The sequence below is a fragment of the Sphingomonas sp. BL-S-05 genome, from assembly GCF_055521695.1.
In genome coordinates this window covers 2133159-2145274 of the sequence record NZ_CM145499.1, presented here as the reverse complement: position 1 = coordinate 2145274, position 12116 = coordinate 2133159, and the positions used below count along the sequence as shown (strand labels likewise).

Genomic DNA, 12116 nt, shown 5'->3' with positions numbered 1-12116 from the left:
ATCTCTGCTGCGGCATGATCGTCGGTTCGAAGGGAGCAGGGTATGCGGGCAGGGTGGCTGATCGGGGCGGCGGTGCTGGCGGTGGGGCCGACGGCATCGGGGCAATCGGCGGATTACGACTTCGCCTATCGCTATCCGCCGCAAGCCGCACGGATCGCGCCGCTGAAGGCCTGGCTGGAAGCGGACAAGGCGAAGCAGCGCGCGGCGATCGCGCGCGATGCCGCGACCTTCCGTCGCGAGGCGAAACGCGACGGTTTCCCGTTCCGCAAATATGAGGCGCAGAAGGAATGGAAGGTCGTGGCGGATACGCCACGCTTCCTCAGCCTGTCGGTCAGCGACTATAGCTATAGCGGCGGCGCGCATGGCGGGACCTCGTCGGGCGGTCTGCTATGGGACAAGCGTGCCGGGCGGCGTGTCGACTCGAAGGCGGTGTTCGTGTCACCTGCAGCATTGGAGGCGGCGGTGATGCCCGGCTGGTGCCGCTGGATGACGGCCGAGCGAACGCGGCGGGTCGGGGCAGTCGCGGGGAATGACGCCACCTTCGGCAAATGTCCGCCGATCAAGGACGTGACGATATTGCTCGGCTCGTCGAACGGCCGGGCCTTCGACCGGATCGGGGCGATAGCCGACCAATATGTCGTCGGATCCTATGCCGAGGGGCAGTATGAACATACGCTGCCGGTGACGGCGGCGGTGCTGCGGACGGTGAAGCCGGAATATCGCGGGGCGTTTGTGGTCCGATAAGATCCTCCCCGGCACGGGTAGGGGGACCGCCGCGACGCGGTGGCGGGGGTTCGCCACGCAGCGCGACGCTTCCGTATGCGGCGCACCCCCTCCACCAGCTTCGCTGGTCCTCCTCCCCGCGGAGCGCGGCGGATTTAAGCGATCGGTTCGTCGAACATGAGCGCACGGACGAACCGGACCGGCGGCGATCCGTGCGAGATCGCGGCGTTGTTGTAGCGCATCAGGTCGAACTTGCTCCCTGCGCGCCGCTCGGCTTCGCGGCGCATGTCCATATGCTCGCTATAACCGACGAAGTAGCTGAGCAACTGGGTCGACCCCAGCCTGGCGCGGGTCCATTTGCCGGCGGCTTCGCGTTCCTGCTGGAAGGCACCTTCCATCATCAGCTTCATCGCCTGTGCCTCGGTCAGCCCCTCCGTATGGATGCCGATGTCGAGCAGGGTGTTGGTGATCGAGCGCATCCGCATCTTCAGCACGGTCAGCTTGAACAGCGGATCACCGTCGAGATAGTCGGCATCGGCCATCACCCGCTCAGCATAGACCGCCCAACCCTCGACGAACGGCCCCGACGACAGCACCGCGCGCAACACCGACTTGTTCTCGTTGCTGTGCGCGATCTGCAGATAATGGCCCGGCATCGCCTCATGGATCGACAGGTCGTGCAGCATATAGTCGTTATATTCGCGCAGGAACGAGGTCGTCTGCGCCTCGGTCCAGTCGGCCGGGATCGGCGACACCGCGTAGAAGGTACCCAGATTTTTCTCGAGCGGGCCGGGGCTGTCGCAATAGGCGACGGCGACACCCTGCTGGAACTTCGGCATCTCGATGATCTGGACCGGGGTGGTCGGCACCCGCACCAGCTTCTTCTCGCGGACGAAGGCGGTCGCCTGTTCCAGTGTCGCGCGCGCCTTTGCCATCACGCCCGAACGGTTCGGCCGGCGGGCATAGCTCATCTCCAGCGCGGCCTCGATCGCCTTTTGCTGCTGCGCGGCTGTGGGCTTGGCCGGCGTGGGCGGGGCCTTGGGCCGGCCGCGCAGGACGATACGCGCCTGTTCGTACATTTCGGCACGGGTATCGGCGGCGGCGCGGACGGCGCGCGCCTTGATCTCGGTCCGCGACAGCGGCGAGAGGAGCGCGAATTTCACCTTCTGATCGTACAGTTCGGGCGACAGACGGAAATCGCCCTTGGCAGCGGGCACCAGCACCGTGTCGAGCCAGCGCTGCTGTTGGGCAGTCGCGGTCTTCAGCGTCGCGACGGCACGGTCGAACTTCGCCCGGTCGCTGCGGTTCAACGTCGCACGATGCGGGGCCAGCATCGTCTCGACGATCTGGAGGATGCCGTCATTCTGCTTGGCGACGGTGGTGGCATAGATGGCGGGCACGCGTTCGGGGACGATGCTCTCGCGCATTTGCGCATACATCGTCGGCACCTGTTCCATCCACCGCGTCGCCGCGCGCAGCCGCTGCGGCCATGGCGCGAAGTCGCGGGCCGCGAGCGCATACAGGCCGCCGGAGATCGTGCCGGCCGCGCCCTGCGGGTCCCACGCAAAGGGTTGCAGCACCTCCAGCGTCCACAATTGATAGCGAAGCTCGTTGTCGAGCAGCGCGGCATCGACCTGATCGTCGCGCGACAGCGTGTCGCGGGGAATCGCGTTCAGTTCGAGCAGCGTCGAGCGGAGGAACTCCGCATCGCGGGCGCGGCCGGCGGCGGACAGGTCTTCGACCTCGCTGTCATGCGCATGGTTGCCGAGCGCGGTGGCATAGCCCGGATGAAGCTTTGCCATGCCATCCAGATAGCGTTTCGACAACCGCGCGAAATCGCCCGCCGCGCCGCTTTGCGCCAGCGCCGGAAAGCGGCCGGCCAACGGCGCGAGCGCCATCAGCGCAACGAAATGGCGGCGATACATGCGGCAATCCCCCTCAAATCCTGATCCGCCACGCTACCGGGCCGGGGCCGCCGCACAAGCGGATTCAGCGCGCGTCCCGCAGTTCGATCGCGCGGGCGAACACCGCCGCGAACATCTCCGGCGTCAACCGACCGGTATTCTGGTTGTAGCGCGAACAGTGATAGCTATCGATCAGCGTCCGCCCGCGCGGCATGGCATGTTCGGCCAGATGCGCGAACGGCGCCTTGGGCAGGCGGCCGCCGAGCACCTTTACCGCCGACTGGTGCGCGATCGCGCCCAGTGCGACGACGACGCGAAGCGACGGCATCGTCGCCAGATCGGCATCGAGGAAGGGGCGGCAGGTGCGGATCTCCTCCGGACTCGGCTTGTTCTCGGGCGGCAGGCAGCGGACGGCGTTGATGATGGCGATGCCCCGGGGCACCGGGGCATCCTCGACCCGGCCGGTATAGCTGCCCTCGGCCAGACCGGCGGCGATCAGCGTGTCCCAGAACAGCGGCCCCGATCGGTCGCCGGTGAAGGGACGGGCGGTGCGGTTCGCCCCCTGCAACCCCGGGGCGAGGCCGATGATCGCCAGCCACGGATCGGCATCGGCCAACACCGGAACCGGCGCGTTCCACCATGTCGGATGGTCGATACGCAGTTGTTCGCGCACAGCGACGAGGCGGGGGCAGCGGGGACAGTCGCGGGACGGTTCGGTCGGGGTGGTGCTTTCCATTTGCGGGCGATAGGCGCGAGCGATGGCGACCTCAACCTATGCGATTGCGATCGGATCGAACCGGCGGGGACGGCATGGCGCGCCGATCGGCGAAGTGCGCGCCGCGATCGCAGCGCTGGAGGGCGTGCGAGCGGTCGCGCCGATCATCGGCAGCGCGCCGCTGGGACCATCGCTCAGGCGCTATGCCAACACTGTCCTGCTGCTCGACAGCGACCTGTCCCCGCCAGCGATGCTCGCGCGGCTGAAGGCGATCGAGCGGGCGTTCGGGCGGCGGCGCGGGCGCCGCTGGGGATCGCGGGTCCTCGACCTCGATATCGTCCTGTGGTCGGGTGGCTGCTGGTCGGGACCGGGGCTGACCGTGCCGCACGTCGCGTTTCGTGCGCGCGACTTCGTGTTGCGTCCCTTGACCCGGATCGCTCCCGGCTGGCGTGATCCGGTGAGCGGGCGGACGGTCCGGCAACTGCACCAATTGGTTGACCGCGCTCGCCCGCGGGACTAGGGGGCGGGGCTTCGTGGGCCCGTAGCTCAGTTGGTAGAGCAACGGACTTTTAATCTGTAGGTCTCGGGTTCGAATCCCGACGGGCTCACCACCGTACCGTTCCATCACCGCGCGACGTCGGCCGATATCGACTTCGGTCGCCAAACCATTGATCCGTTAAGCGCTTCTTAGCCATGGCCGCATATCCTGTCGCCCGTAGCGGCATCGCAAGATCGACGTCCGAACCAGCCCGGTAGGCGTCGACGGCACCATTGCCGGCGAAGGGGACAGGTCGGTCGATGCGGGTACGAAGAGCGCTCATCCGGTTCCGGGACGGCTCCACGCGCGCGAAACTGACGATCGCGTTCGGAATCCTGGTGGCGATGGCGATCCTGTTGATCGGCATGGTCGTCGGTCAGATCGGCTCGATCCGCCACGCAGTCGAACTGAACCAGCAAAGCGCGCGGATCATCCGCCTGTCGCACGTCGCCGAAAAGGGCGTGATCCGCGTGAATTCGCAGATGCGCGGCGTGCTGCTGACCGGCAATTTCGACTATCTCGACACCTATTACGAAGGGCGCGCGCAATTCGCCCGGTCGATGGCGAGCCTCGCGACGCTGGTCGACCTGCCCGAACAGCGTGCGCTGGTGCAGCAGGCGGTCGCCGCGCAAGCCGACTGGAGCCGGCAGTTTGGCGACCCGTTGCTCGCGCTGGCGCGGCGGCCGGGCGGGCGGGCGCAGGCGACCGCCATATTGGTCGCCGCCGGGCCGAAAGCCCGCGTCACCTATATCAACCGCATGGTCGCATCGCTGCGCGAGATTGAAGAACGGCGTATCGCCGAGCGCGAGGGCCAATTGTACGAAACGATGGCGCATGCCTTTCTGGCGCTGGCGGCCGGCGGCGTCTGCCTCTTGGCGATCGCGGTTGCGATGGCGTGGCTGCTGACCCGATCGATCGCGATCCCGCTCGCCACGCTGAGCGAGATCGTCGATCGCCTGACGGGACACGACTTTGCCGTGACGGTGCCGGTCGACCAGCGCCGCCGCCGTGACGAGATCGGCCGGATCGCCCGGTCTCTCGAAGTGTTCCGGGTAGCGGGAATCGAGAACCAGCGGCTGGAAGCCGAGGCGCAGCGGCTGGTCGAGGCCCGCGCCAGCGATGCGGAGGACGCGGCGCGACGGGTGCGGATCGATGCCGAACGCGACCGCGCGACGATCCGCATCATCGGCGCCGGGCTGGCGGCGATCGCGCGCGGTGACCTGACCTTTCGCCTGTCCGGCGGGCTATCGGGCGATGCCGTGGTGTTGAAGCAGGATTATGATTCGGCGCTGGCGCAACTGGGCGGGCTGCTGGGGCGGGTGCAGACGATGGTCGGCGCGGTCGATCGCGACACGCGCAGCATCGTCTTCGCCGGCGAGCAACTGACCCAGCGGACCGTCGAGCAATCGGCGGCGATCGCCATCGTCGGCGACCGGTTGACGCAGGTCACGGCATTGATCGACCGCAACACCATCGGTGTCCGGCGGGTCGCCGAAGTGGCGCATTCGACCGGCGAGGCCGCCGAACAGTCGCGTCGGACCGTGGCGGAGGCGGTGCGGGCGATGGCGCGGATCGACGAGAGTTCGGAACAGATCGGTGCCATCGCCGGACTGGTCCGGTCGATCGCCGAACAGACGCATCTGCTGGCGCTGAACGCCCAGATGGAGGCGGCGCGCGCCGGGGCGGCGGGCAATGGCTTTGCGGTCGTCGCCAGGGAGGTGAGCCAGCTTGCCACCCGGCTGCGCGCGGCAAGCCACGATATCGCCCAGTCGCTGGCATCGGCGCGGGCATGCGCGATCGAGGGAGTCGACCTGGTCGGAACCGCCAGCGGCAAGCTGGGACTGATCCTGCGCGATGTGAAGGAGATGTCGACGCTGGTCGTCGATCTGGCCGGCGCGGCGGAGCGGCAGGCGGGCGAGGTCCAGGATGTCGATGCACGGATGCGCGACATCGCCCGGGTCACTGAACGCAACGCGGTGGCAGCGGGCGAGGCGGGCGAGACGCTGGCGCGGTTGCTGACCGGAGCGGACGCCTTGGCGCGGTCGCTGGCGCAGTTCCGCATTCCTGCAGCGATCGATACGGGGGCCTTGCCGGCTGCGGCCTGAATTGAGGAGGTGTTCTGCAGGGATCAGTTCCTCCACTTGCTGAAGGCGTGGAACGACGAAAGTCTCGCGCACTCCGCCCCATGCTCGGACTGTCGCGCAGGCGCGGTCCAGAGCCAGACAAATGAACGGTTTGCGGGTGCGGCAGAAGCGCAGTTTCGTGCAGCCATCCGCTCCGGGAAAGCAACGGTTCGCCGACCGACCGGCTCGATATCGACCGCGAATAATCCGACGGATCACCGGCATCCGTTTCGCGGCCTGCCGCGTTCGGTCGGCCATGGTCGATCCGTTGCGTCCCGAACCCCGCCCGTCGCGTCGCATGCCATGGAGCATCATCGGCATCGCGACGGCCGGGGGCGTGCTGTTGCTGCTGTTCTTCCTTGGCACGCGCGTGATGCAGGGCGACGTCTTTGCGCTCGACCGGCGGCTGTTGCTGGCGTTGCGCGGCAGCGACGGGGTGCCGATCGGTTCGGTGCGCTTCGCGTCGATGGTGCGCGATGTGACCGCGCTCGGCAGTACGACGGTGCTGACGATCGTCGTAACGTTCGTCGCGCTGTTGCTCGGCAGCATGGGGCGATGGCGGACCGGCGCGCTGGTCGCGGTCGCCTGTGCGAGCGGGAGTTGGGCGAATGTGCTCGTCAAGCATGCGGTAGCGCGGGCGCGACCCGATCTGGTCCCGCATCTGATGGCGGAGACGTCGAACAGCTTTCCGAGCGGCCATGCCGCCAATTCGGCGATCGTGTATCTGACGCTGGCAACGCTGGCATGGCCGCTGCTGCGGCGTCCGGCGGCACGGGTCTGTGCGATGACGGCGGCAGTGCTGCTGGTGATCGCGATCGGGGCGAGTCGGGTCTATCTGGGCGTGCATTGGCCGAGCGACGTGCTGGCGGGGTGGCTGTTCGGCGCGCTGTGGGCGATCGGGTGGTGGCGGATCGAATTGCGGATGCTCGGCGGCCGGTAACGACGGAAACCTTTGCCAGCCGGTCCGCGCAGGCGTAGCGTTAGCGCAAACAATACCGCAGAATGCGGATGTTACAGGAGGTAGGGATGAAGCTGAAGTTCGCTTTGGTCGCCACGATGATGGCGTTCGCCGCCGGTTCGGCAATGGCGCAGGTGCCGAGCGGCGGCGCGCCGTCGACCGACGGCCGGCTGGGCAACGACACGTCGCGCACTGCCACCAGCGAGCGCGACCAGCAATTCGCGCTCGACAATCTGCGCGACGAGGCGGGGACGACGACCAACGCCCGACCGACGCGGCGCAACACCAACCGCATCGTGCCGGCGGTGGCCGCCGACCTGCTGGTCGGGGCGAATGTCTACGATTCGACCGGCGCGGCACTCGGTACGATCGAAGCGGTCAAGCCCGATGGCGTACAACTGCTGTCGGGCAGTTCGCGGGCGATGATCCCGGCGGAGGTGTTCGCGGTCAAGGGCAACAAGCTGATGCTGAACGTGACCAAGGCCGATTTCGACAAGCAGACCGGCGCGACGAAATAGGTTCGCAGCCGGTCGCTGCCTGTCACCGGCAGCGCCGGCCTTAGCCGCCCAGCTGCGCCAGCATCGCCTTGGCGGCGGCCGTCTCGGCCTCCTGCTTCGACGTGCCGGTCGCCTCGATCGCGGCGAGTTTGCCGATGGTCACGCGGACGGTGAAGCGCGGTGCGTGGCCGGGGCCGCTCTTGTCGACGATCGCATATTCGGGCGGGCGGCGGTTATGCGCGGCGGCCCATTCCTGCAGCGCCGATTTGGGGTGGCGGGGGACCCGCAGCTGCGCGTCGATCCGGGAAGCCCAGAGGCGGCGGACCAGCGCGCGGGCAGGCTCATGGCCATGGTCGAGATAGAAGGCGCCGATCAGCGCTTCCATCACATCGCCCAGCACATTGTCGCTGTCGCCGGCACCATCGTCGCGCGCCTGCTTGCCCAGCCTCAGATGCGGGACGACGCCGATCGACCGCGCGATCTCGGCACAGACCGCCCCGGTGACCAGTGCGTTGAACCGTTTCGACAGCGCGCCTTCGCTCTCGGCCGGAAAGCGTTCGTAGAGCCATTCGGCCACCGCGAGGCCGAGCACCCGGTCGCCGAGAAACTCGAGCCGTTCATAGGTCGCCTTCGCGGTGCTGCCATGGGTCAGCGCGCGTGCGTAATCGTCGATGCGGGTCGGGGCGCGGCCCAGCGCCTGTTCGACCCAGCCGGGCAGCGCGTCGCTCAGAAGCCTTCCCCGATGCGGTTCCATCGCGCCGCCGATACCCAGGTCCAGGGCAGCAGCCATTGTGCCGATCCGTCGGTCGAGAAGAAGTTCACGACCGCCTTGCCCTCGATATTCTGGAGCGGGACGATGCCGATGCCGCCGCCTTCGCGCGCGGGGAAGCGGCTGTCGGCGCTGTCGTCGCGATTGTCGCCCATCAGGAACGCGTGGCCGGTGGGCACGGTGAACACCCCGGTATCGTCGGCCTCGGTCGTGCCGAGGTCGAGGACGTTGTAGCTCTTTCCGCCCGGCAGCGTCTCGCGATACTGCGGATAGGCGCAGACCGGCTTCTCGGCGACGACCCGTTGGAATTCATAGGCGCAGTCGGTGTTGGGCGAGACCGGCACCACGAAATCGGGCATGCGCTGCTTCGGGATCGCCTTGCCGTTCAGGAACAGCTGCCCGCCGCGCATCTGCACCGTGTCGCCCGGAATGCCGATCACGCGCTTGATATAGTCCTGTTTCGCGGTCGGCGGCGCCTTGAACACCACCACGTCGCCGCGTGCCGGGGTGCGCGGCAGGATGCGGCCGGGGATCAGCGGCAGGTTCCACGGCAGCGAGTAGCGCGAATAGCCATAGTTCCATTTGGTGATGAACAGATAGTCGCCGATCAGCAGCCGCGGCTGCATCGATCCCGACGGGATGGAGAAGGGCGAGAACAGGAACGAGCGGATGATGAACACCACGATCGCCAGCTTCAGCAGGAAGACCATCAGGTCCGCCCCCTCCGAACGCTTCGGCTTGGGGTTGGCGGGAGTCGTGGGGGTCGGGTCGAGAGCCATGGTTCCGCCATGCGTGGGGCGGGGCGGGGCGTCAAGCGGCTTGGGGACGTTAGAAGGGAGTGGACCTCCCCCCGTCATCCGCCCTAGGGCATCGGGCAAGGCAACCGACGGCAGATGAGGGACGATATGGCGATGCAGGACTGGTCCGCGATCGAAGGGCTGAAGCAAACCGGACTGACCGACCTGTTCGGGCAGGACCCCGACCGGCTGGGCAAGCTGACCCTCGACGTCGGCGGCATCCATTTCGACTTTGCCAAGACGCATCTCGACGATGCCGCGCTGCAGGCGTTCACCGGCCTCGCCGCGACGATGGAGCTGGCCGCCAAGCGCGACGCGCTGTTCAGCGGGCAGGTCGTCAACGTCACCGAAGGCCGGGCCGCGACGCATACCGCCGAGCGCGGCGAGGGTAGTCCCGACGACGTCGCGCGGGCGCGGGGCTTTCAGGCGCGGATGCGGCAGCTGATCGACGCGATCGAGGCCGATGCGTTCGGGCCGGTCCGCCACATCCTGCATGTCGGCATCGGCGGGTCGGCGCTCGGCCCCGACCTGATCTTCGACGCGCTGGGCCGCGACGAGGACAAGTACGACGTCGCGATCGTGTCCAACGTCGACGGCGTGGCGATGGAGGAAGCGCTCAAGGGCTTCGACCCCGCCGCCACGCTGCTGGTCGTCGCGTCCAAGACCTTCACCACCACCGAAACGATGCTGAACGCCGCATCGGCGCTGGCGTGGATGAGCGAGGGCGGGGTCGAGGACCCCTATGGCCGCGTCATCGCGCTGACCGCCGCGCCCGACAGGGCGGTCGAATGGGGCGTCGACGAAACCCGCGTGCTGCCCTTTGCCGAGAGTGTCGGCGGGCGCTATTCGCTATGGTCGACGCTGGGGTTCCCGTTCGCGCTGGCACTGGGGTTCCAGGCCTATGAGGAATTGCTGGAGGGCGCGGCCGAGATGGACCGCCATTTCCGCCTCGCCGACCTGACGAAGAACGCGCCGGTGCTCGCCGCCTTTGCCGACCTCTATTATTCGCAGGTCATGGGCCTCGAGACGCGGGCGACCTTTGCCTATGACGAGCGGCTGCGGTTGCTGCCCTCCTATCTGCAACAGCTCGAAATGGAATCGAACGGCAAGTCGGTGACGGCGGCGGGCGAACCGCTGGGTCGCAATTCGGCGGCGATCACCTGGGGCGGGGTCGGTACCGACGCGCAGCATGCGGTGTTCCAGCTGCTGCATCAGGGGACGCGGATCGTGCCGCTCGAGTTCGTCGCGGTGATCGAGGCGGGCGATACGCTCGACCCCGGTCATCACCGGCAGCTATTGCTCAACGCCTTCGCACAGGGCGCGGCGCTGATGGCGGGTAAGCAGAATGACGATCCGGCGCGCGCCTATGCCGGCGACCGGCCCTCGTCGACGATCCTGCTGAAGGACCTCGACGCCCGCAGCCTCGGCGCGCTGATCGCCTTCTACGAGGCGCGGACGTTCGTGAACGCGGCGCTGCTCGGCATCAATCCGTTCGACCAGTTCGGGGTCGAGCTGGGCAAGGAAATGGCGAAGGCAGCCGATCGCGGTGGTCAGACGTTCGATGCGTCGACCAACGACCTTCTGGCACGGGCAGGACTTGCATGAGCGAATACGACTACGACCTTTTCGTCATCGGCGCGGGATCGGGCGGCACCCGCGCCGCCCGCGTGTCGGCGGCGCATGGCGCGAAAGTCGCGGTGGCGGAGGAGTATCGCGTCGGCGGTACCTGCGTCATCCGCGGCTGCGTGCCGAAGAAGCTGCTGGTCTATGGCGCGCATTTCGCCGAGGATCTGCGCGATGCGAAGGCGTTCGGATGGGACGTCCCGCCGCAATGCGACTTCTCCTGGCCGCGGCTGCGCGACAATGTGCTGAGCGAGGTCGACCGGATCAACGGCGCCTATACCAGCACGCTGGAGAACCATGGCGTCGAGATCCTTCACGAACGCGCGACGGTGACCGGCCCGCATTCGGTGAAGCTGGCGAGCGGACGCGAGGTGACCGCCGAGCGCATCCTGATCGCGGTCGGCGCCAAGCCGGCGGTGCCGACCTGTCCGGGGCACGAACATGGCATCACCTCGAACGAGGCATTTCATCTGGAGGCGATCCCTAAGCGCATCCTGATCGCCGGTGCGGGCTATATCGCCAACGAGTTCGCCGGCGTGTTCCACCAGCTCGGCGCGCACGTCATCCTCATCAACCGCACCGACGTCATCCTGCGCGGCTATGACGAATCGATCCGCGACCGGTTGCTGCAGATTTCGATGACCAAGGGCATCGAATTCCGCTTCCATGCCGAGTTCGAGGGGATCGAGAAGGACGCCGATGGCTGCCTGACGGTCAAGATGTCGAACCATGAGCCGGTGACGGTCGACATGGTGATGTTCGCGACCGGCCGCGTCCCCAATACCGAAGGGTTGGGGCTGGAGTCGGCGGGCGTCGAGCTGGACGACAAGGGCGCAGTGAAGGTCAACGATCAGGCGCAATCGACCTGCCCGTCCATCTATGCGGTCGGCGACGTCACCAACCGCGTGCAGCTGACCCCGGTCGCGATCCGCGAGGGGCAGGCGTTCGCCGACCGGACCTATGGCGGCAAGGACGTGAGCGTCGATTACGACTGCATCCCGAGCGCGGTGTTCAGCCATCCGCCGATGGCCGGCGTCGGCATGACCGAGGGCGAGGCCAAGTCGAAGCTGGGATCGGTGAAGGTCTATCTGTCCGATTTCCGCCCGATGAAGAACGTGCTGGCCGGGCGCAACGAACGCGCGCTGTACAAGATGATCTGCGACGACGTGACCGGGCGGATCGTCGGGCTGCACATGATCGGGCCGGATGCGCCGGAAATCCTGCAGGCAGCAGCGATCGCGGTGAAGGCCGGGCTGACCAAGGAGCAGTTCGACCAGACGGTGGCGCTGCACCCGACCATGGCCGAAGAACTGGTGCTGATGAAGTAGGGAAAATCCTCCCCGGCACGGGGAGGGGGACCATGCGCCGCATGGTGGAGGGGGGTGGCCGCATACGGAAGCGTTGCGTTGCGCCGCGATCCCCCTCCACCACCGCTTCGCGGCGGTCCCCCTCCCCGTGCCGAGGAGGAT

At 67.4% G+C, this 12116-nt stretch carries 12 protein-coding genes and 1 tRNA gene; 8 read left to right on the top strand and 5 right to left on the bottom strand.

Going from position 1 to position 12116, the window contains the following annotated elements; translation table 11 throughout:
* Positions 1–42 precede the first annotated feature (42 nt).
* Positions 43–744, top strand: a complete 702-nt coding sequence (locus tag ACZ1JS_RS10030) for a DUF4163 domain-containing protein (RefSeq protein WP_465165956.1) — start codon at positions 43–45, stop codon at positions 742–744.
* 134 nt (positions 745–878) lie between these two features.
* Here the strand turns inward: ACZ1JS_RS10030 and ACZ1JS_RS10025 are convergent, their stop codons facing one another.
* Positions 879–2648: a DUF885 domain-containing protein gene (locus ACZ1JS_RS10025; RefSeq protein WP_465165955.1), complete on the bottom strand. Its 1770-nt coding sequence runs from the start codon at positions 2646–2648 to the stop codon at positions 879–881.
* Positions 2649–2712: 64 nt separating this feature from the next.
* Entirely contained in the window at positions 2713–3363 is a 651-nt protein-coding gene (locus tag ACZ1JS_RS10020; protein WP_465165954.1) for a uracil-DNA glycosylase, read from the bottom strand.
* A gap of 22 nt (positions 3364–3385) precedes the next feature.
* Here ACZ1JS_RS10020 and folK point away from each other — a divergent pair, with 22 nt between their 5' ends.
* Together folK and ACZ1JS_RS10010 are read left to right on the top strand one after the other, a co-directional pair.
* Complete coding sequence (gene folK, locus ACZ1JS_RS10015) at positions 3386–3862, top strand: 2-amino-4-hydroxy-6-hydroxymethyldihydropteridine diphosphokinase (RefSeq protein ID WP_465165953.1); 477 nt, start codon at positions 3386–3388, stop codon at positions 3860–3862.
* 15 nt (positions 3863–3877) lie between these two features.
* Positions 3878–3953: transfer RNA gene (locus ACZ1JS_RS10010), tRNA-Lys, on the top strand.
* On the opposite strand, the gene ACZ1JS_RS10005 is transcribed toward ACZ1JS_RS10010, so the two are convergent.
* Positions 3948–4247, bottom strand: a complete 300-nt coding sequence (locus ACZ1JS_RS10005; protein ID WP_465165952.1) for a hypothetical protein — start codon at positions 4245–4247, stop codon at positions 3948–3950. The genes ACZ1JS_RS10010 and ACZ1JS_RS10005 overlap by 6 nt on opposite strands.
* On the opposite strand from ACZ1JS_RS10005, the gene ACZ1JS_RS10000 reads away from it, so the two are divergent.
* The 3 genes from ACZ1JS_RS10000 (at position 4225) to ACZ1JS_RS09990 (ending at position 7479) form a co-directional block, all read left to right on the top strand.
* Positions 4225–5985 carry a methyl-accepting chemotaxis protein gene (locus ACZ1JS_RS10000; protein ID WP_465168669.1) on the top strand — a complete coding sequence of 587 codons (1761 nt, stop codon included), beginning with the start codon at positions 4225–4227 and terminating at the stop codon, positions 5983–5985. The two genes, ACZ1JS_RS10005 and ACZ1JS_RS10000, sit on opposite strands and share 23 nt — an antisense overlap.
* Positions 5986–6259: 274 nt before the next feature.
* Positions 6260–6943, top strand: a complete 684-nt coding sequence (locus ACZ1JS_RS09995) for a phosphatase PAP2 family protein (RefSeq protein WP_465165951.1) — start codon at positions 6260–6262, stop codon at positions 6941–6943.
* 86 nt (positions 6944–7029) lie between these two features.
* Positions 7030–7479 carry a hypothetical protein gene (locus ACZ1JS_RS09990; protein WP_465165950.1) on the top strand — a complete coding sequence of 150 codons (450 nt, stop codon included), beginning with the start codon at positions 7030–7032 and terminating at the stop codon, positions 7477–7479.
* A gap of 40 nt (positions 7480–7519) precedes the next feature.
* Here the strand turns inward: ACZ1JS_RS09990 and rnc are convergent, their stop codons facing one another.
* On the bottom strand, positions 7520–8212 hold the full coding sequence (gene rnc, locus ACZ1JS_RS09985; RefSeq protein ID WP_465165949.1) for a ribonuclease III: 693 nt from the start codon (positions 8210–8212) through the stop codon (positions 7520–7522).
* Entirely contained in the window at positions 8185–9006 is an 822-nt protein-coding gene (gene lepB, locus ACZ1JS_RS09980) for a signal peptidase I (RefSeq protein ID WP_465165948.1), read from the bottom strand. Before lepB ends, rnc begins: the two co-directional genes overlap by 28 nt.
* 114 nt (positions 9007–9120) lie before the next feature.
* Between lepB and pgi the strand changes: the two genes are divergently transcribed.
* Together pgi and gor are read left to right on the top strand one after the other, a co-directional pair.
* The gene (pgi, locus tag ACZ1JS_RS09975) at positions 9121–10629 is read left to right on the top strand and encodes a glucose-6-phosphate isomerase (RefSeq protein ID WP_465165947.1); all 1509 of its coding nucleotides are present in this window, start codon (positions 9121–9123) and stop codon (positions 10627–10629) included.
* Positions 10626–11975: a glutathione-disulfide reductase gene (gor, locus tag ACZ1JS_RS09970; RefSeq protein ID WP_465165946.1), complete on the top strand. Its 1350-nt coding sequence runs from the start codon at positions 10626–10628 to the stop codon at positions 11973–11975. Before pgi ends, gor begins: the two co-directional genes overlap by 4 nt.
* Positions 11976–12116: the final 141 nt, after the last annotated feature.